Below are 19,537 nucleotides of genomic sequence, written 5' to 3'. Positions count from 1 at the left end.
AGCGTCGCGGGACGAGGACGTCGCGGCGCTGTCGCTACATGCGCTCCGGCGCCGAGACCCCGACGGTCGACAGGGCGCTGCGCAGCACCTGGCCGGCCGCGTCGTTGAGCCACAGGCGCGTGCGGTGCACCGTCGCGATGGGCTCGTCGCCGACCGGGGTGACCCGGCAGGCGTCGTACCAGCGGTGGTAGAGGCCCGCGAGCTCCTCGGCGAAGCGCGCGACGCGGTGCGGCTCGCGCAGCTCAGCGGCCTGGGTGAGCACGCGCGGGAAGTCGGCGAGCGCGCCGAGCAGCGCCGACTCGCTCGGGTGCTCCAGCAGCGAGGGATCGAACTCGCCGCGGTCGACGCCTGCAGCAGCCGCGTTGCGGGCGACCGCCGACATGCGGGCGTGCGCGTACTGCACGTAGTAGACCGGATTGTCGTTGGTGCGCTGCGTCAGCAGCGCGAGGTCGATGTCGAGCGGCGTGTCGGCGCTCGAGCGCACCAGTGCGTAGCGGGCGGCGTCCACGCCCACCGCGTCCACGAGGTCCTCCATCGTCACGATGGTGCCCGCGCGCTTCGACATCCGCACGGGGGCGCCGTCGCGGATGAGGTTGACCATCTGGCCGATCATGAGCTCGAGGTGCTCGTGCGGGGTGTCGCCGAACGCCGCGCACATCGCCATCATGCGGCCGACGTAGCCGTGGTGATCGGCGCCGAGCATGATGATGCTCTGCTGGAAGCCGCGCTCGCGCTTGTTCTGGTAGTAGCCGAGGTCGCCCGAGAAGTAGGCGGGCTCGCCGTTCGAGCGCACGACGACGCGATCCTTGTCGTCGCCGAACGTCGTGGTGCGCAGCCAGAGCGCGCCCTCCTGCTCGAAGATGTGCCCGCGCTCGCGGAGCGTCTCGATCGCGCGGTCGACCGAGCCGTCCGACTGCACCTGGTGCTCGTGGAAGAAGACGTCGAAGTCGACGCCGAACTCGTGCAGGTCCCGCTTGATCTCCTCGAACATCAGCTGCACGCCGTTGGCGCGGAACGCCTCCTGCAGCTCGGCGTCGCCCAGGTCGAGCAGGTCGCCGTCGTAGGCGTCGTCCACCTTGCGCGCGATCTCGGCGATGTAGGCGCCGCCGTAGCCGTCCTCGGGCGTCGGCTCGCCGCGGAACGCCGCGACGAGGCTGCGCGCGAAGCGGTCGATCTGGCCGCCGTGGTCGTTGAAGTAGTACTCGCGGGTGACGAGGCCGCCCTGGCGCTCGAGCACGCGGCCCAGGCTGTCGCCGACCGCTGCCCAGCGGGTGCCGCCCATGTGGATGGGGCCGGTCGGGTTCGCGGAGACGAACTCGAGGTTGATGCGCACGCCCTGCAGCGCGTCCCCCTGCCCGTAGGCCTCGCCCGCCTCGACGATCGTGCGCGCCAGCTCGCCCGCGGCGCCGGCGGCGAGCCGCAGGTTGATGAAGCCGGGGCCCGCGACGTCGGCGCCCGCGATGCCCTCGACCGCGCTGAGCGCTGCGGCGATCTCCTCCGCGAGCTCGCGCGGGTTGGCGCCAGCCTTCTTGGCGAAGCGCATCGCGGCGTTCGTGGCCCAGTCGCCGTGGTCGCGGTTGCGCGGGCGCTCGAGCACGATGTCGCCCTCGCCGACCTCGATCTCGGCGGCTCGTCGCCCGACCGCTGCCCGGACGGCGGCGAGCACGGCGACAGAGATCTCGGAGGGCTGCATCCCTCGATTCTAGTGCGCGGCTGCCGCTGCCCGTCGGCGGTCCGCCCTACGCTGGCAGCATGCCGAGCCTCCGCCACCGCATCCCTCGCCTCCTCCCCGTCGCGATCGTCGCGGCCGCGTCGGCGCTCGCGCTGACGGGCTGCGAGCCCGGCGCGCTGGCACCGACCGAGTCGCCGTCGCCCTCCACGAGCGCGCAGCCGACCCCCTCGCCGAGCGGCTCCGCCGAGCCGACCCCCTCGCCGAGCGAGCCCGCCGCCTCCGAGACGGCAGAGCCCACGACGCCGCCGATCGCGGGCGAGATCGCATGCTCCGAGGTCTTCACCGCCGACGACCTCTACGCGTTCAACCCGAACTTCGCACCGACGAGCGAGCGGGGCGAGCTGCCGGGCACCACGGCCGACGTCGCGGATGCGGGCGGCACCGTCTGCGCGTACCAGCACGTCACGGGCTCGGACCGGCTCGTGATCGCCGTACTGCCGCAGGCGCAGGGCACCACCGGCCCGGCCTTCGAGACCGTCGGCGAGATCGGCGTCGCGACGACGCTCGACGGCGAGGCGCTGCTGAGCGTCGCGTCCGAGTACTTCGTGACCGAGCAGGACGCCGCAGCGGTGCTCGAGCAGGTGGCGGCCAACGTCTCCTGACGCACCCGGCTGCGTCAGAGGATGCGGTAGCGCTGGCGAGGGTCGTCGACGGTGCCCTCCGGCAGCCCGTCGTCGGCCGCCTCGACCGAGAGGCTCGTGAGTCGCACCGGGTTGCCGGTCGTGGTCGCCCACGCGGTCTCGAGCGCATCCGCACCCGTGGCGATGCGGATGAGGCTGCCGCGCGGCGCGAGGCCGGTGGGATCGACGACCCACCAGTCCCCGTCGACGTGCACCTCGGCGACGGCGTGGAAGTCGGGCGGCGTCAGTCCCGGCGCGTAGACGCCGGCGTAGCGGGCCGGGATGCCGGCGGCGCGCGCGAGGGCGATCATGACGTGCGCGTAGTCGCGGCACATGCCGCCCGCCTTCTGCATCGTCGAGACCGCGGTGTCATCGATCGCCGAGAGCGCCGGTGAGTAGGTGAAGCCGCGGGCGATCCAGTTGCGCATCGCGTCGACGGCCTCGAAGCCGCTCGCGCGCCCGAAGCGCTCATCGACGAAGCCGCGCAGCGCACTGGCCTCGACGTAGCGGGAGTCCGCCAGGTAGCGCGCCGGGTCCGCGCCCTCCACGGGCCGCTGCAGGCTCTGGAGCGTCGACTCGACCTCGACGTCGAGTCGCCCGGCGGGCGCGGTGAACAGCAGCTGCCGGGTGTCGTGGGCGCCCTCGGCGATGCGCCACTCGACCGGTGCCCCGTCGACGACGACGCTGATGCGGTCGTCGGAGCCGTACGCCTCGGCAGGGAGCGCGAGCAGCACGAACTCGGTGTCGCCGACGAGCGACATCGAGAAGGCAGCACGCGCGGTTCGCATCGTCCTCGATCTTCCCACAGCGGCCAGGGATGCGGCGCGATCTGGCAGTGCGCCGACAGCAGACTTGCCAGACCCGATCGTGTCTTGACGCAAACACTGTTACGATACAGACTTGCCCTACCAGCCGACCCGCATCGGCGCTGAACCAGGAGCCTCATGTCCGCGATAGCGCAGCCCACCGATGAGCCGCAGCTCGGGCTCCGCGAGCGCAAGAAGCAGCTGACGCACCGCACCATCGCTGACGCCGCCTACTCGCTCGCCGCGGAGCACGGCCTCGACATCATCACGATCGATCAGATCGCCGAGCGAGCGTTCGTCTCGCCGCGCACGGTCTCCAACTACTTCGTCTCGAAGGAGGCGGCCGTCGTCGCCGCCCACGACAACAGCCCCGCCGAGTTCGTCGCCGGCATCGCGGAACGGCCGGCCGACGAGCCGCCGCTGCAGACCTTGCGCGCGGTGCTGAGCGAGGCGATGCGCGAGTGGTCGCCTGAGCGACTCCAGCTGCTGCGCGAGAAGGAGGAGCTCATCCGGCGATACCCGGTGCTCCTCCCCCATCGCATGTCGCAGTTCGACGAGCTCGAGGATGCCATCCGCGAGGCCATCGCCCTCCGCTCGGGCGAGGATCCGGAGAGCGCCGCGTACCCGCGACTGCTCGCTGGCGCAGCCGTCGCTGCCGTCAAGACCGCGATCCACATCTGGGACACGACCGAGGGCGACGCCGGCACGATCCCCGAGCTGATCGATGCCGCGTTCGCCGAGCTGAGCCACGGCCTGACGCACGAGGCGTGAACCGCCCGTCCTGAGCACCCGCTCTGGCGGTGCTAGATTGGTCGACGCTGCCTCGGCAGCCCGGCCCCCATAGCTCAGGGGATAGAGCGTCTGCCTCCGGAGCAGAAGGCCGCAGGTTCGAATCCTGCTGGGGGCACCACACCGGCTCGGCCGAGCCGACCAGCGCCGTCACCGGCCATCGCTTCGCACCGGGATGGCGCGCATCCTGCCACATCCCTCAGATTGCGTCGATGCATTCGTTGCGGTTCCTGCGACTTCGACCGCAATGCTGAGCAAACCCTAGAAACAGCGTAAGATTACGTGCATGGGACGACCTCGACTGCATGACGAGCACTTGCGACAGCGACTGCTCGAGGCCGCGACCGACCTGATGGCCGTCGACGGGCCCGACTTCTCGCTCCGCCCGCTCGTGGCATCCGTCGGCACCTCCACGTCGGCCGTGTACTCGCTCTTCGGCTCGCGCGGCGAGCTGCTCGAGGCGATCACCGTCCGCGCCGCGCGCTCCTTCGTCGACGCGCAGGCGGCAGCGCAGGTCGCAGACCCGGTGCAGCACATCGTCGCCCTCGTGCACGCGATGCGCTCCTGGGCCAACGAGCACGCCGCCATGTTCCAGGTCGTCTTCGGCCGCACCAACGACTCCCCCGCGATCGCCGAGGCGCGCGCGAGCACGACCGAGCCGCTGCTGGCCGCGGTGACCGAGTCGATCGAGGCCGGCATCCTGCACGGCGACCCCGAGACGACGACGCGCACGATCTTCGCCGGCGTCCACGGCTTCATCTCGCTCGAGCTGATCGGCCACTACCCCGCCGACGACGCCGAGCAGCTCTTCAGCGCGCTGCTCGCTGCCATCTGGCGCAGCTGGGCCACGCCCGAGCACGTCAGCGCCATCGCCGCCTGAGCCTTGGCGTTCATACCCCTTGGGGGTATGATGGGTGCACCATGAGCACCGACACGACCACTGTTGCCGCCGCACCGCACGGCTACGCCGCCGACAAGGCGGCGCTCCTCAAGCGCCTCAACCGTGCCGAGGGCCAGGTGCGCGGCATCGCGCGCATGGTGGGCGACGACGCCTACTGCATCGACGTGCTCACGCAGGTCTCTGCGGCCACGAAGGCACTCGAGACCGTCGCTCTCCAGCTCCTCGAAGACCACCTCGCCCACTGCGTCGCCGAGGCGGCAGAGCAGGGCGGGCCGGTCGCGCAGGAGAAGCTCGCCGAGGCGAGCGCCGCGATCGCGCGCCTCGTGCGCTCGTGACCGCGCGACCCACTGACTCCACCCCGACGACCGAGAGGCATCCCATGCTGCAGAACATCGAGATCACCAGCCGCGCGACCGACACCTCCAACGACGAGCAGGCCGGCGGCTGCTGCGGTGGCGGTTGCTGCTCGACCGACTCGGGCGCCGCGAGCGCGAGCGGCACCTCGCAGCGCTTCGAGGTCGAGGGCATGACCTGCGGCCACTGCGTCTCCTCCGTCACCGAGGAGCTCTCGGGCCTCGCCGGCGTCGAGGGCGTCGACATCCAGCTCGTGGCGGGTGGGCGCTCGAGCGTCACGGTCGCCTCCGACGCGCCGCTGCGACTCGACGACGTCCGCGCCGCGATCTCGGAGGCCGGCTACACGCTCGTCGAGCGCTGACCGCAGCCTCGCTCCGAGAGCGCCGATCCCGCACCGGGGTCGGCGCTCTTCGCATCGGCGGGGAGCGCGTGGAGCCTTGCACTCGATACCCCCCAGGGGTATATTGGTGCGCATGACGGACACCACGATCGACCTCGACATCGGCGGCATGACCTGCGCCTCCTGCGCGAACCGCATCGAGCGCAAGCTAGGCAAGCTGCCCGGCGTGACCGCCACCGTCAACTACGCCACCGAGGTCGCCCACGTCTCGCTCCCCGAGGGCATGACGGTGGCGGATGCGATCCGCACCGTCGAGCAGACCGGCTACACCGCCGCGGTGCCAGAGCCCGAGGCCGAGCCGACGACCACCGGGACGAGCCTCGTCACGCGACTGGTCGCATCCGCCGCCATGGGCCTGCCGGTGCTGCTGCTCTCGATGGCACCCGCGCTGCAGTTCGCGGGCTGGCAGTGGGTGGCGCTCGCGCTCACCCTGCCCATCGCGACGTGGGGCGCCTGGCCCTTCCACCGCGCCGCCGCCCTGAACCTCCGCCACGGCGCCGCGACGATGGACACGCTCGTCTCGCTCGGCGTCATCGCCGCGGTCGGCTGGTCGCTGTGGGCCCTGCTGGTCGGCGACGCCGGCCGCATCGGCATGCGCATGGAGATGCAGTGGTTCGGCAGCCACGGCGATGAGCTCTACCTCGAGGTCGCCGCGATCGTGACGGTCTTCCTGCTCGGCGGCCGGGTGATCGAGCACCGCGCCAAGCGATCGAGCCAGCAGGCGCTGCGCTCGCTCGCGCGCCTGGGCGCGAAGGAGGCCAGCGTGATCCGCGACGGCGTGGAGTCGCGCATCCCCGCGGCCGAGCTCGTCGTCGGCGACCGCTTCCGCGTCGTGCCGGGCGAGAAGGTCGCGGCCGACGGCGTCGTCGTCGAGGGCGCCTCGGCGATCGACGCGTCGCTGCTCACCGGAGAGTCGCTGCCCGTCGAGGTCCGCGTCGGCAGCGAGGTCGTCGGCGCCACGATCAACGGCCACGGTGTGCTGCTCGTGGAGGCGACGCGCGTCGGCGCCGACACCGAGCTCAGCCGCATCGCCTCGCTGCTCGAGCGCGCCCAGGAGGGCAAGGCCGAGGTGCAGCGGCTGGCCGACCGGGTCTCGCAGTTCTTCGTGCCGACGGTGCTCGTGCTCTCGCTGCTCGCGCTGGTCGGCTGGCTCGTGCTCACGGGCGACGTCACCGCCGCCTTCACCGCCGCTGTCGCGACGCTCATCATCGCCTGCCCGTGCGCGCTCGGCCTGGCGACGCCGACGGCGCTGCTCGCCGGCACCACCCGCGGCGCCGAGCTCGGCATCCTCATCCGCGACGCGCGCGTGCTCGAGACGAGTCGCGGCATCACCACGATGCTCGTCGACAAGACCGGCACGGTCACCGAGGGTCGGATGCGCGTGGAGTCCGTCGTCGCCGCGGACGGCGAGGAGGCGGCTGAGGCGCTGCGCATCGCGGCCGCCGTCGAGCGCGCGAGCGAGCACCCGATCGCGCGGGCGATCGTCGATGCGGCGGATGCGGCCGCGGTAGGCGGGGAAGACCGCGCGCTCCGAGCGGCTGACGTGCAGGCCGCGCCCGGCGCGGGCGTGGTCGGCGTGGTCGACGGCCGCGCCGTGCAGGTCGGCAAGCCCGCCTGGTTGGCCGCCGAGTGGGCGGTCGCGGCACCCGCGCGACTCGCCGAGGCCTTCGAGGCCGCGGAGGCCAAGGGCGCCACGGCACTCGCGATCGCCTGGGACGGCGAGATGCGAGCGATCGTCGCCGTGCGCGACACCGTCAAGGCGACCAGCAGGGCCGCCGTCGAGCGGCTCGACGCCCTCGGCATCGATGTCGTGATGCTCACCGGTGACCACGAGCGGGCCGCGCGCGCGGTCGCGGCCGAGGTCGGCATCCGTCGTGTCCTCGCCGGTGTGACCCCCGCGCAGAAGGTCGACGCGGTGCGCGAGGAGCAGGCTCGCGGCGACGGCCCGCGCCCGCGCCGCGTGGCGATGGCCGGTGACGGCGTGAACGACGCGGCGGCCCTCGCGGCGGCCGACCTGGGCCTCGCGATGGGCACCGGGACCGACGCCGCGCAGCAGGCGGCAGACATCACCCTGGTGCACGGCGACCTGGCTGGGGCAGCCGACGCGATCGCGCTGTCGCGGCGCACGCTGCGCACCATCCGCGGCAACCTCTTCTGGGCGTTCGGCTACAACGCCGCAGCGATCCCGCTCGCGATGGCAGGGCTGCTGAACCCCCTCATCGCGGGCGCCGCGATGGCGCTCTCGAGCGTGTTCGTCGTGCTGCACTCCCTCACGCTGCGCCGGTTCTCCCCGCGTCGCTAGCGCTCGCGAGAGGCTCGCCCCTCAGCGACCGAGCCCGTCGAGGAACGCCTGCACCCGCCGCCGCACGCGGTCGCGGATGCGTCGCACCTCGTCGGTGCCGAGCCCCGCGGGGTCGTCGAAGTCCCACGCCTCGACCCGCTGCCCTGCCTCGAGCTCGAAGGGATGCTCGATCAGCATCGTCACGATCACGTCGGCAGCTGCCGCGATGTCGTCGGTGATCGGCTTCGGATAGCTGTCGGCCAGCGGCACGCCATCCTCGTCCATCACGTCGGCGACGGTGCGCAGCACCTCGTCCGCGGGGTTCACCGCTGCCGAGAGCGCCTCGACGCGGCCCTCGCCGAGGGCGTTGAGATAGGCGGCCGCCATCTGCGAGATGCCGTCGTTGCGGATCGACTCGACGAGGATGCGCAGCGGCGCCCCCTCGCCCGCCTCGACCTCGCCGGCACGCTCGAGCGCGCGCAGGCGGTCGGCGGCGAAGTGCAGCGCGAGCGCCGGCAGGTGGGTGCGGATGCGCGCGCCGCGCGCGAGGGTCTCGTGCGACTCGAAGACGATGCGCTCCACGAGCGCCGCATCGAGCGAGGGGTGCAGCTCGGCGAGGTGCGCGGCGCCGCGTCGGAGCGCGTCCTCCGGCGAGCGCAGGCCATCGGTCGACGGGCCATCGGCGTGCGGGCCATCGGTGGTCTCGGTCATGTCGGCTCCCTCTGGCAGCGTGGCGAGATCAGGCTATGGCCGGGTCGACCGCCTGCCAAGGCCCGGTGGCGCTCGCGTCGTGCGCCGCGCATCCGCTCGCCCGCCAGCGCTGCGAGCGCGGCTCAGAGCGCCGGCGCGTGCCGCTCGAGGAACTCGTAGAGCTCGGCGTCGTCGACTCCGGGGAAGGTGCCGCTCGGCAGCGGAGCGAGCGTGTGCTGGTGCATGCGCGCGGAGGCCCACGACTTCTGGCGCCAGCGCCCGGCGAGGGCGTCGTCGGGGCGCGCGCAGCAGCGGTCGTCAGGGCACGAGGAGCTCTGCCGGAAGGCAGTCTGCGAGCCGCGGAAGAACTTCGCCGCGTCGAAGGGCACGCCGAAGGAGATCGAGAACTCGCCGTCGGCGCCCGAGCCGATCTGGGTCGAGCACCAGAAGGTGCCGCCGGGCGTGTCGGTGTACTGGTAGAACTCGGTCGTGCGCGAGGTGCGCTCGAAGGCGCTGCGGGCAGCGAACTTGCGACAGACCAGCTGACCCTCAGCGTGGCCCGAGGCGTCGACGGGCACCGGCAGGCCGTCGTTCTCGTACACCCGCGAGAGCGCGCCGTCCTCCTGCACGCGTAGGAAGTGCACGCGCAGGTCGAGGTCGCGGGTGGCGAGGTTCGTGAAGCGCATCGCGGCCGTCTCGTGGGTGACGCCGAACGCGTCGCGGAAGTCCTCGACCGCGAGGTTGCGCTCGCGCTTGGCGCGCGTGAGGTACTCGACGGCCTTCGTGCGAGGCATGAGGCTGGCCGCGGCGAAGTAGTTGATCTCGAGGCGCTGCTGCAGGAATTCGCGGTAGTCGCGGGGCTCGCGGTGCCCCAGCAGCCGGTGGGCGATGGCTTGCAGCGCCATCGAGCGCAGGCCGTGGCCGCCGGGGATGGAGGCGGGCGGCAGGTAGATGCGGCCTGTCTCGAGGTCGGTGACCGAGCGCGTCGAGTGGGGCAGGTCGGTGACGTAGACCAGCTCGAAGCCGAGCCTCGCGGCGATCTCGCTGACGGTGCGGTGGGTGAGGCTGCCGCCCTCGTAGCCGACCGCGCGCAGCTGCTCCTCCGCCAGCTCGTCGAGCTCAGGCAGCGCGTTGTCGCGGGCGCGCATCCCGTGGCGCAGGTCGGTGGCGTCGCGCCGCGCCTGCTCCGGCGTGGCGATCGCCTCCCGCGCGCGCCGGTCGAGCTCGCGATGCAGACCCACGAGCGCGCGCAGGACCTCGTCGCCCATGGAGCGGGTGGGGCGCACGGCGGGCAGACCGAGCCGGCGGTAGCTCGCGCCCTCCTGCAGCCGCGAGAGGTCGAGCTCGAGCCGCGAGCGCTCGCTCGGCGGCTCGGGATCGAGCAGCTGCGAGGTCGTCACACCGAGCACGTCGGCGATCGCCTGCAGGTGGCTGAGCTTGGGCTCGCGGTGGCCGTTCTCGATCAGCGACAGCTGACTGCCGGCGAGCCCGATGCGCTCGCCGAGCGCGTCGAGCGTGAGCTCGGCGGATGCGCGGAAGTGACGGATGCGGTGTCCCAGGACTGCGGCGTCGACCATGCCACAAGCATACGAAACTTCTCGCGAATCTTCGCACTGCTCGCACCGAACGGCGTGATGCATCCGTTCAGACTGCGCGTGATGCCGCAACTTTCGTCGATGTGAAGGATGCGCTGTTCCTTCTCCCCACCAGCGCCCCCTCGGCTGATGCGGCACTGGAGACTCGGAGCATGACGATCCTCCCCCCTGCACCCACGCGCTCTACAGCGAAGCCCGTGAAGCCGCATCGCGTCAGCGCTCCCGAGGGTGCCGACCCGGGCGTCGTCTCGTGGGTCGTCTCGATCGCAGAGCTCACGGAGCCCGCGAGCATCGTCTGGGCCGATGGCACGCCGGAGGAGTTCCAGCGGCTGCTCGACGTCATGCTCGAGGCCGGCACGATCGTGCCCGTGCCGAAGCGCCCCGGCAGCTACCTCGCCCGCTCCCACCCCGACGACGTCGCCCGCATGGAGAGCCGCACCTTCATCTGCGCGGAGGACCCGGACGACGCCGGCCCCACGAACAACTGGCGCGACCCGGCCTCGATGCGGCAGGTGCTCGGCGGCCTCTTCGACGGCGCCATGCGCGGCCGCACGATGTACGTCATCCCCTTCTCCATGGGGCCCGTCGGCGGCCCGATCTCGAAGCTCGGCATCGAGATCACCGACTCCCCCTACGTCGTCGCCTCCATGCACGCCATGACCCGCGTCGGCACTGCGGCGCTCGAGGCCATGCACGGCACGCGCGACTGGGTGCCGGCGGTGCACTCGATCGGCGCACCGCTCGCCGAGGGCGAGCAGGATGTAGCCTGGCCCTGCAACTCCACCCGCTACATCTCGCACTTCCCGGAGACGCGCGAGATCTGGTCGTTCGGCTCCGCCTACGGCGGCAACGCGCTGCTGGCGAAGAAGTGCTTCGCTCTGCGCATCGCCTCGGTGCAGGCGCGCGACGAGGGCTGGCTCGCCGAGCACATGCTGCTGCTGCGCATGCGCCACGAGGACGGCCGCGTCATGCACCTCGCCGGCGCCTTCCCCTCTGCGTGCGGCAAGACGAACCTCGCGATGCTGCAGCCGACGATCCCGGGCTGGAGCGTCGAGACGATCGGCGACGACATCGTCTGGATGCGGCCAGGTCCCGACGGGCGCCTCTGGGCGATCAACCCCGAGAACGGCTTCTTCGGCGTCGCGCCCGGCACCAGCGAGCAGACGAACGCCACCGCGATGGCGATGATGACCCACGACACGATCTTCACGAACGTGGCACTCACCTCGGACGGCGATGTCTGGTGGGAGGGCATGACGAAGGAGGCGCCCGAGGGGCTCACCGACTGGCAGGGCCGGCCGTACGACCGCGCCAACGGGCCGGCAGCGCATCCGAACGCCCGGTTCACCGTGCGCGCGGAGCAGGCCCCATCGATCGCACCCGACTGGGATGCGCCCGAGGGCGTGCCGCTCGACGCGATCATCTTCGGCGGACGCCGCCCCACGCAGGTGCCGCTCGTGATGCAGGCGCGCGACTGGGAGCACGGCGTCTACATCGGCTCGACGGTCTCGAGCCAGCAGACCGCCGCGGCGGAGGGCACCGTCGGCGACATCCGCCGCGACCCCTTCGCGATGCTGCCCTTCTGCGGCTACAACATGGGCGACTACTTCTCGCACTGGATCGACATGGGGCACCGGCTCGGTCGGCACGCGCCGAAGATCTTCTCGGTGAACTGGTTCCGCCGCGACGACGATGGCGGATTCCTGTGGCCCGGCTTCGGCGAGAACGCGCGGGTGCTCGAGTGGATCGCGGGGCGGGTCGCGGGCGATGCCGCCGGCGTCGACACCGCGATCGGCGTCATGCCCGCCGAGGGGGCGCTGAACCTCGGCGGTCTCGACCTCGACCCCTCGGTGGTCGACGAGCTCTTCGCCGTCGAGCCCAAGGCGTGGCTGCGCGAGCTCGTCGACGTCGAGGCGTTCTTCGGGCAGTTCGGCCACTCGCTGCCGACGGGCCTCGTGCGCCAGCTGAACCACGTGCGGTGGCGCCTCGAGCACGCGCAGCAGGCGCAGCCCGCGCTCGTCTGACCCTCCTCCTCTCCTCCACGCACGCTGAGCGTCGCACCCTGAGAGTTGCAGTGCGTGGCGCCAAGACCCACCGATCCGGCGCCACTCACTGCAACTCTCAGGGTGCGACGCTCAGCGTGCGTGGTCGCGCCGTGCGAGCGCAGCGCGGATGCGCTGCACGAAGTGATCGCCACGGCGCGCCATGTGCTCGCGCGTGACGCGAACGGTGATCCAGCCGGCGGCCTCGAAGCGGGCATAGCGCTCGATGTCGACATGCCACTGCTTCGCGTCGCGATGGCCGTCGCCCTCGTACTCGATCGCGATCAGCAGCTCCGGGTAGCCGAGGTCTGGGCTCGAGGCAACGCCGTCGATCACGACTGCGGGATGCACGACGGGCTCGGGCAGCCCTGCCTCCGCGATCAGCAGTCGCGTGATCGTCTCGAATCGCGAGTCCACGCCGACGCGCGCATCCGCGGCGGCCGCACGCAGGGATGCGACTCCCGCGAGGCCTCGACACGCCACGCCGAAGTCGACGAGTCGCTCGGGTGTCGTGAAGGGCTGACGTGGCTCGCGCGGCAGCCGCAGCCCCGGATACCACCGCGAAGGAGTGAGCAGGGCGTCGACGACCTGCACCATCCCTTCGTGAGGGTGCTCGCGGGCAAGCACCAGCGCGGCAGAGAGCGGCTCGAGCACGCGCAACCCATCGACCTCGACGACCGACAGTCGCTCGCCGTCGTACGCGATGTGCCGCGTGCCCGCGGTCATCCCTCGGGTCGCACCCTTGGGTCGAGCGACCACCAGCGGCTCATCCTTCGTCCAAGCCCTCGCGATGGGCAAGCCCCAGTAGCGCGCCGCCGTCAGGCCGCCGAACGAGTGCTGGGGTGCCATGAGCGGCGCGTAGGCCCGCATGAGTGCCTCCACGTCGCCGACCGAGGGTGCGCGCACTCCCCGGAACGGTGCTGCCAAGCCTCGGCCGCGCAGCCTGCCGCGGCCCAGCCCGGCTCGCAGCGCATCGCGCACCAGGAAGGGCCGTTCGTCGAACGGTGCCGGCAGCTCAGAACCCACGCGCGCAGGATGCCCGCCGCACGCTCATCCGCACCCCTCACCGCTCCCCATGTGTGGAGAGCGCGCAGGCAAGCGCCAGAGTTGCAGCGATCGGCTCGCGGAAGCGCCAAGCAGGGCCACTCGCTGCAACTCTGCAGCACGCGGCAGTTCGGGGGCGCGAGGGCGAGGGCGAGGAGCGGCGGAGGGGGCGAAGGGCGAGCGGGATGAGAGGAGAATCGGGCGCGCGGCGCATCGAGCGCGACGGATCGGGGAGGATGTGGGCATGCGGCTGCTGGCGACCCCAACGCTTCGCTGCGGTCGTTCGTCTTGGTGAGTAGAGGGGGCTGCGCGTGAGCGCCAGGTGGGAGCTGGTCGTCGCTGAGCTCGTCGCCGAGCGCGGCGAGGCGCTGGTGCGCTACGCGATGCTCCTCACCGGGGACGAGGAGGAGGCGCGCGACATGGTGCAGGATGCCCTGGCAGCGACGTTCGGCCGGCTGCGCAACGGCTTCGAGGTCGCGCAGGCAGAGGCCTACGTGCGCAAGGCGATCGCCAACCGCTTCCTCGATCGCGCCAGGCGCGGCCAGCGCTGGCGCCGCGTCGCGCCGCTCGTCGGCGAGCGGGAGCGACTCGACTCGGGCTCGACGCTCACCGGCGAGAAGCTCGACATGGCGGCCCGCCTCCAGCGTCTCTCGCCGCGCGAGCGCGCGTGCATCGTGCTGCGCTACGACGAGGATCGCACCGTCGAGCAGATCGCGAGCGAGCTCGGCATCTCCGCCGGCGCCGTCAAGCGCTACCTGTCGGATGCGCTCGGCAAGCTGCGCGGGATGCTCGCGCGGGAGCAGGAGCGCGAGGAGCGAACGCTCGGCGCGCAGCCGGCAGCACCGGGCTCGCTGGCGCCGGGGTCGGCAGCACCGCGATCGAAGGAGGCTGGCGCATGAGCGACGACGAGCTGCGGCGACGCCTGCGCGACATGCCCGCGCCGAGCGCTCGGCTCGACGCGGACGCGGCGATCGCAGCCGCCAAGCGCCGGCGGCGGCCGAAGACCATCGCGCTCTCGTCGGCGGCGACGATCGCCGGCGTGCTCATCGTGGCGCCGCTCGCGGTGACCGGCCTGCAGGGCTTCGGCCCCGGCGGCATCGCCTCGACCTCGAGCGACGGCGGCGCGCAGCCGGAGTCGGGTGGCGACTCGGGCGCGGAGTCGGCCGCGCCTGCCTCGGCAGCGCCGGAGGCGGCGCCGGAGGCCGGGAGCGAATCGTCGGAGGAGTCGGCGACGGATGCGGGTGCGGACGACACGGGAGCGGCCGGCGAGAGCAGCGAGGGCCCGTGGCTCGACTCGGAGGCGTGCCTCGCGCGCTCCGCGGGCGACGTCGGGCTGGCGCTCCGCTTCCTCGACGACCCCTCGGACGGCACTGCAGCGCTCGAGATCCGCAACGTGTCCAGCACGGCGATCGCCGTGCGGCTGATCGGCGCCGGCAGCGCGACCCTCGGGGACGATGGCGGCGCCCTCGACGCGGGGGTGGCGGCGGGGGCGCCGACGCTCATCGAGCTGGGCGCCGGCGGTGCCCACGTGACCGCCGTGGAGCTCGGGCCGCGCACCGCGTGCCCGCTGGACGCATCCGCCGCCCCGGGCGTCGACGCCGGCGACGGCGCCGCAGCGCCTGGCATCGCGCCCCTCGCGACGGTCGAGATCGTGCGCGAGCAGGGTGGGGACGCTGAGCGGCTCACCGTCGTCGGAGCGCCGTTCGACGTTCGCTGACAGCGGCAGGCAGGGCATCGATTCCAAGGTTGCCGGCCACCTGCCCTGGTTAGACTCGCGCCAAGCCGACACCCGATGCGTCGGCGGCTGGGAGCGCACATGCAGGTCCGGATCGTTCGCCCGTTGGCAGTCGTGGCACTCGGTGCCGCCGGGTTGCTGGGGCTCTCGGCCGGCGCGCTGGCGCCCGGAGGACTGGCGACCGAGGACCCGGTCGACCTGGGCGGCGAGGTCATCGTCGACCGCACGGGCGACACCATCAGCGACGTCGCGCGCGTGACCGAGCGGCTCGAGGAGAACAACGCGGAGGGCGACGCAGACCTGTACGCGGTGTTCGTCGACTCCTTCGACGGCGTCGACCGAGGGCAGTGGGCGGTGGACGCCGCGACCGCCTCCGGGCTGCCGAACGACGCGATGCTGCTCGCCATCGCCATGGAGGACGGCATCTACGGCATCGCCGTCACCGACAGCTACCCCTACTCGCTCGGCGAGGCCGAAGCGCTCGCGACCGACGCGCTCGAGCCCGACCTCAACGCCGGCCAGTTCGACGGCGCGATCATGTCCTACAGCGACGCGCTCGCCAGCGGTGTGGGCCTCGGCGGCGGGGGCACGGGCGGCACCGAGGTCAACGTCGACGGCTCCGCGGTCTGGCCGGTCGTCGCCCTCGTCGGCGGCGCGGCCGTCGTGGGCGGTGGCGGATTCCTCGCCTACCGCGGGGCGAAGCGCTCGAAGCAGAAGAAGGAGCAGCGCGAGCTCACGAAGCAGCAGCGACTGAGCCTCGAGGAGCTCAAGCAGCGCGCCGACATCGCGCTCGTGCAGCTCGACGACACCGTGCAGCAGAGCGAGCAGGAGCTCGCCTTCGCGGGTGCGCAGTTCGGCGAGGGAGCCGTGCGGCCCTACCGCGAGGCGCTCGACAAGGCGAAGGGCGGCCTGCAGGAGGCCTTCGGCCTGCAGCAGCAGCTCGACGACGCCTTCCCCGACACCGACCAGGAGGTGCACGACTGGTCGAGCCGCATCCTGCAGATCGCGCAGGGCGCGGGCGACGAGCTCGCCAGCCACGCCGAGTCGTTCGGCCAGCTGCGCGACCTCGAGCGCACCGCGCCGCAGGTGCTCGAGCAGCTCGCGCACTCGCGCCAGGCCTTCGACGGTCGCATCGCGAACGCGAAGCAGATCCTCGACCGGCTGGACGACGTGCACTCCGGCGCATCCATCGACCCGGTGCGCGAGAACATCGCCGGCGCCGAGCGGCAGCTGCCGAACATCGACCAGTCGATCGCGGCCGGACGTGCGGCCGTCGCCGCCTCCAACGGCTCCGAGGCGGCGCTCGCCGTGCACGCCGCGGAGGCGGCGCTCGCGCAGGCCTCCGGGCTGATCGCCGCGGTCGAGCGCGCCGAGGGCGACCTCGGCAACTCCGCACGCCAGCTCACCGAGCTCGTGCAGGACTCCATCGGCGACATCGCTGCCGCGAAGACCCTCAAGAGCACGTCGACGACGGATCTCGCCCCACTCATCCGCCACGTCGAGGAGCAGGTCGCGGTCGCGCAGCAGCGCCCCACCGACACGCTCACCGTGCTCGCGAACCTGCAGCGGGCCAACCAGCGGCTCGACGAGGCCGCCGGCCAGGTGCGCCAGGGCGGCGCCGAGGCGCAGCGCCACCGCTCCAACCTCGAGCGCTGGCTCGCCTCCGCTCGAGCGAACATCGATCGCGCGGAGGACTACATCGCCACGCGCCGCATCGCGGTCGGCTCGCACGCCCGCCAGCTGCTCGCGACCGCGCAGCAGGAGCTCGCGCAGGCGCTGCGCATCCAGCAGCAGGATCCCGCGCAGGCATCGCAGCTCGCGCAATCGGCCTCGCAGCACGCCGAGCAGGCGATGCAGGATGCGTCGGGCGACATCGGCGGCTGGGGCGGCATGTCGCCGAACCCCTACTACGGACGGCGTGGCCGAGGCCGCGGCGACGGGGGCGACGGAGGCGGGCGCGGGCAGGACATGCTCACCGGCGGCCTGCTCGGCTACATCCTCGGCGACATCATGAACGGCTCGGGCGGCGGCCACTCCGGCGGCGCCTACTCCGACCCCTTCGCCGGCGGCTCCGGCGGCGGAGGCGGCGGCGGGCTCGGCGACCTGTTCTCGGGCGGCGGCGGCTCCTTCGGCGGCGGCGGAGGCGGCTTCTTCGGCAGCGGCGGCTTCAGCGGAGGCGGCGGCGGCTTCGGAGGCGGCGGCGGGAGCTTCGGCGACTGAGCCGCGGCGACCGCAGCCGGGCGCTCCGCCCCACGAGCCCGACCCATCCATCTGTCCCCATCCACCCGTCCTCATCCACACATCAGGCACATCGACGGACCAGGCCGCCACGGCGGCACCCGCAGGAAGGAACACCATGTCCAAGCAGTCCATCCTCGGCCGCATCGCGCAGCTCGCGAAGGCCAACATCAACGCGCTCCTCGACCAGGCCGAGGACCCGCAGAAGATGCTCGACCAGATGGTTCGCGACTACACGAACTCGATCGCCGAGGCCGAGGCCGCCATCGCGCAGACGATCGGCAACCTGCGCCTGCAGGAGCAGGACTACCAGGAGGACGTGCGCGCCGCGGACGACTGGGGCCGCAAGGCGCTCGCCGCCTCGCAGCGCGCCGAGGAGCTGCGCACCTCTGGCTCGCCCGACGCCGCGAAGTTCGACAACCTCGCGAAGGTCGCCATCGGCAAGCAGATGCAGTCGGAGTCGGAGGCGCGGGCCGCTGAGCCGTCCATCCAGTCGCAGAACGAGGTCGTCAACAAGCTGAAGACCGGCCTCGACACGATGAAGGGCAAGCTCGACGAGCTGAAGTCGAAGCGCTCGGAGCTCATCGCGCGCTCGAAGGTCGCGCAGGCGCAGTCGCAGGTGCACGACGCCGTGAAGTCCATCGACATCCTCGACCCGACGAGCGAGATCGGCCGCTTCGAGGAGAAGATCCGTCGCGAGGAGGCGCGCGTCATGGGCCAGCAGGAGCTCGCCGCGTCGTCGCTCGACGCGCAGTTCGAGGCGCTCGAGGACGTCGGCCGCGAGACCGAGATCGAGGCTCGCCTGGCTGCGCTCAAGCACGGCGGTGCGCAGGGGCAGCTCGGAGCGAGCGCGACGGGTTCGCAGCAGGGCGCCGATCAGGGCTCGGGCGAGGCCGTCGACGCGGAGGTCGTCGACCGCTGATCGCGGCGCGCGAGCGGGAGGGGGCTGGCCTGCGGGCTGGCCCCCTCTGGCGTGGGGCTGGGTCTCGTGACGCGTGCGGCCGGGGGCCGCGCGCTCCTCGACCGGCGGGCGGGTCAGGCGCGGGCGCGGATGGCGGTGCGGTAGACCTGCTCGAGCTCGAGGGCGACGTCCTGCCAGTCGCGGCGGCAGGCCGCCCGCCTGCCCGCGAGGCCGAGCTCGACCTGCAGGTCGTCGTCGTCCAGGATCGCGCCGACGGCCACCGCCCAGTCCACCGGGTCGCGGCCGTCGACGAGGATGCCCGTCTCGCCGTCGATGACCGACTCGAGCAGACCGCCGACGCGCGCGGCCACCACCGGCGTGCCGGCCGCCGCGGCCTCGAGCGGCACGAGGCCGAACGACTCGGTGCGACTGGGCACCACCACCACGTCGGCGGCGTCGAGCAGCTGTGCCAGCGGCTCGCGCTCGAGGCTGCCGATGTGGCGCACGCGACGCTCCACGCCCAGCTCGCGCGCGAGGTCATGGAGCCCGTCGAGGTAGCGCTCGTCACCGGGGGTCGCGTCGCCGGCGAGCACGAGCACGGCTCCGGGCAGGTGCTGCAGCATGCGCACCGCGAGGTCCTGGCCCTTCAGCGGCTGGACGCGGCCGACGCACACGAGCAGGCCGTCCTCCGGGCGCACGCCCAGTCGAGCGCGCACATCCATGCGCGTGGCGAGCGGACCCGGCTGGAACAGCGTGGTGTCGACGGCGGGAGGGACGAGCCAGACCCTCTCGGCCGCCGCGCCGACCCGGTCGCACAGGACGTCGACCTCGGCGCGCGACACCGCTGCGATGGCGTCGACCTGGTTCGCGAGGTAGCGCTCGGTCAGCAGTCGCCGCTCCGGCTCAGGCCGATCACCGTCGCCGAGCCGCCGATTCTTCTCCTCGGCCAGCGTGTGGAAGGTCTGCACGATCGGCATGCCGAGCGAGAGCGACACCGGCAGGGCCGCCAGTCCCGACAGCCAGTAGTGGGCGTGGATGACGTCGTAGGGCTGGGGTGCCGCGAGCGCGAGCCGCTCGAACCGGTCGCCGAAGGCGTCCGCGAGGTTGGCGAGGTCGTGCTTGCGCACGATGCCCCCGCCGGTGTCGAGCGAGTGGAGCGTCACGCCCGGCGCGAGCGACTCGATGCGCTCGGCGCCCGCCGACCGGGTGAACAGGTCGACCCGGTTGCCGCGCGCCGCGAGCGCCATCGCGCTGGCGAGCACGAGCACGTTCAAGCCCCCGGCGTCGCCCTTGCCGGGCCGGTCCGCGGGCGAGGTGTGCATCGAGACCACGGCGATCCGCAGCGGCCGCGGTGCGTGCGCCTCGTCGGGAGTGCCGGACGACTCGGGGCGCATGGCTCAAGGATAACG

At 72.6% G+C, this 19,537-nt stretch carries 17 protein-coding genes and 1 tRNA gene; 12 read left to right on the top strand and 6 right to left on the bottom strand.

The genetic code is table 11. The annotated features are described in order from the left end of the window. Positions 1–34: 34 nt before the first annotated feature. Complete coding sequence (gene argS / locus BQ6202_RS03275; protein ID WP_072313019.1) at positions 35–1,693, bottom strand: arginine--tRNA ligase; 1,659 nt, start codon at positions 1,691–1,693, stop codon at positions 35–37. Between the two features lie 59 nt (positions 1,694–1,752). Here argS and BQ6202_RS03270 point away from each other — a divergent pair, with 59 nt between their 5' ends. After that, positions 1,753–2,334, top strand: coding sequence for a hypothetical protein (locus BQ6202_RS03270; protein ID WP_072313018.1), 582 nt, complete (start codon positions 1,753–1,755; stop codon positions 2,332–2,334). Between the two features lie 14 nt (positions 2,335–2,348). Here BQ6202_RS03270 and BQ6202_RS03265 read toward each other — a convergent pair whose 3' ends face one another. Beyond that, positions 2,349–3,140, bottom strand: coding sequence for a transglutaminase-like domain-containing protein (locus BQ6202_RS03265; protein ID WP_072313017.1), 792 nt, complete (start codon positions 3,138–3,140; stop codon positions 2,349–2,351). A gap of 156 nt (positions 3,141–3,296) precedes the next feature. Here BQ6202_RS03265 and BQ6202_RS03260 point away from each other — a divergent pair, with 156 nt between their 5' ends. The 6 genes from BQ6202_RS03260 (at position 3,297) to BQ6202_RS03235 (ending at position 7,904) form a co-directional block, all read left to right on the top strand. After that, positions 3,297–3,929, top strand: a complete 633-nt coding sequence (locus BQ6202_RS03260; protein ID WP_072313016.1) for a TetR/AcrR family transcriptional regulator — start codon at positions 3,297–3,299, stop codon at positions 3,927–3,929. A 63-nt stretch (positions 3,930–3,992) separates the two neighbouring features. Further along, positions 3,993–4,068 (top strand) — tRNA-Arg (locus tag BQ6202_RS03255). 165 nt (positions 4,069–4,233) lie between these two features. After that, positions 4,234–4,827 carry a TetR/AcrR family transcriptional regulator gene (locus BQ6202_RS03250; RefSeq protein ID WP_072313015.1) on the top strand — a complete coding sequence of 198 codons (594 nt, stop codon included), beginning with the start codon at positions 4,234–4,236 and terminating at the stop codon, positions 4,825–4,827. A gap of 41 nt (positions 4,828–4,868) precedes the next feature. Further along, on the top strand, positions 4,869–5,183 hold the full coding sequence (locus BQ6202_RS03245) for a metal-sensitive transcriptional regulator (protein WP_072313014.1): 315 nt from the start codon (positions 4,869–4,871) through the stop codon (positions 5,181–5,183). 44 nt (positions 5,184–5,227) lie between these two features. After that, entirely contained in the window at positions 5,228–5,563 is a 336-nt protein-coding gene (locus BQ6202_RS03240; RefSeq protein ID WP_072313013.1) for a heavy-metal-associated domain-containing protein, read from the top strand. A gap of 112 nt (positions 5,564–5,675) precedes the next feature. Continuing rightward, on the top strand, positions 5,676–7,904 hold the full coding sequence (locus BQ6202_RS03235; RefSeq protein WP_072313194.1) for a heavy metal translocating P-type ATPase: 2,229 nt from the start codon (positions 5,676–5,678) through the stop codon (positions 7,902–7,904). A gap of 21 nt (positions 7,905–7,925) precedes the next feature. Here BQ6202_RS03235 and BQ6202_RS03230 read toward each other — a convergent pair whose 3' ends face one another. Together BQ6202_RS03230 and BQ6202_RS03225 are read right to left on the bottom strand one after the other, a co-directional pair. Further along, complete coding sequence (locus BQ6202_RS03230; RefSeq protein WP_072313012.1) at positions 7,926–8,594, bottom strand: arsenate-mycothiol transferase ArsC; 669 nt, start codon at positions 8,592–8,594, stop codon at positions 7,926–7,928. A gap of 122 nt (positions 8,595–8,716) precedes the next feature. Continuing rightward, entirely contained in the window at positions 8,717–10,150 is a 1,434-nt protein-coding gene (locus BQ6202_RS03225; protein WP_072313011.1) for a helix-turn-helix domain-containing protein, read from the bottom strand. Between the two features lie 170 nt (positions 10,151–10,320). On the opposite strand from BQ6202_RS03225, the gene BQ6202_RS03220 reads away from it, so the two are divergent. Then, positions 10,321–12,192 carry a phosphoenolpyruvate carboxykinase (GTP) gene (locus tag BQ6202_RS03220; protein ID WP_072313010.1) on the top strand — a complete coding sequence of 624 codons (1,872 nt, stop codon included), beginning with the start codon at positions 10,321–10,323 and terminating at the stop codon, positions 12,190–12,192. A 111-nt stretch (positions 12,193–12,303) separates the two neighbouring features. Here BQ6202_RS03220 and BQ6202_RS03215 read toward each other — a convergent pair whose 3' ends face one another. Continuing rightward, the gene (locus BQ6202_RS03215; RefSeq protein WP_143143619.1) at positions 12,304–13,236 is read right to left on the bottom strand and encodes an endonuclease domain-containing protein; all 933 of its coding nucleotides are present in this window, start codon (positions 13,234–13,236) and stop codon (positions 12,304–12,306) included. A gap of 329 nt (positions 13,237–13,565) precedes the next feature. Between BQ6202_RS03215 and BQ6202_RS03210 the strand changes: the two genes are divergently transcribed. The 4 genes from BQ6202_RS03210 to BQ6202_RS03195 all read left to right on the top strand — a co-directional run bounded on the left by BQ6202_RS03210 (position 13,566) and on the right by BQ6202_RS03195 (position 18,149). Further along, positions 13,566–14,153, top strand: coding sequence for a sigma-70 family RNA polymerase sigma factor (locus BQ6202_RS03210; protein ID WP_234946092.1), 588 nt, complete (start codon positions 13,566–13,568; stop codon positions 14,151–14,153). Next, a complete protein-coding gene (locus tag BQ6202_RS03205; protein WP_072313008.1) occupies positions 14,150–14,971 on the top strand; it encodes a hypothetical protein in 822 nt (273 codons plus the stop codon). The genes BQ6202_RS03210 and BQ6202_RS03205 overlap by 4 nt, the downstream gene beginning before the upstream one ends. A 132-nt stretch (positions 14,972–15,103) precedes the next feature. Further along, the gene (locus tag BQ6202_RS14990) at positions 15,104–17,209 is read left to right on the top strand and encodes a TPM domain-containing protein (protein WP_072313007.1); all 2,106 of its coding nucleotides are present in this window, start codon (positions 15,104–15,106) and stop codon (positions 17,207–17,209) included. 136 nt (positions 17,210–17,345) lie between these two features. Continuing rightward, on the top strand, positions 17,346–18,149 hold the full coding sequence (locus BQ6202_RS03195; RefSeq protein WP_072313006.1) for a PspA/IM30 family protein: 804 nt from the start codon (positions 17,346–17,348) through the stop codon (positions 18,147–18,149). Positions 18,150–18,262: 113 nt separating this feature from the next. On the opposite strand, the gene BQ6202_RS03190 is transcribed toward BQ6202_RS03195, so the two are convergent. Beyond that, positions 18,263–19,522 carry a glycosyltransferase gene (locus BQ6202_RS03190; protein WP_072313005.1) on the bottom strand — a complete coding sequence of 420 codons (1,260 nt, stop codon included), beginning with the start codon at positions 19,520–19,522 and terminating at the stop codon, positions 18,263–18,265. Positions 19,523–19,537 lie beyond the last annotated feature (15 nt).

This window comes from Agrococcus sp. Marseille-P2731, from assembly GCF_900117395.1.
Classification (GTDB): Bacteria; Actinomycetota; Actinomycetes; order Actinomycetales; family Microbacteriaceae; genus Agrococcus.
This window is presented reverse-complemented; position numbering and strand designations above follow the sequence as displayed.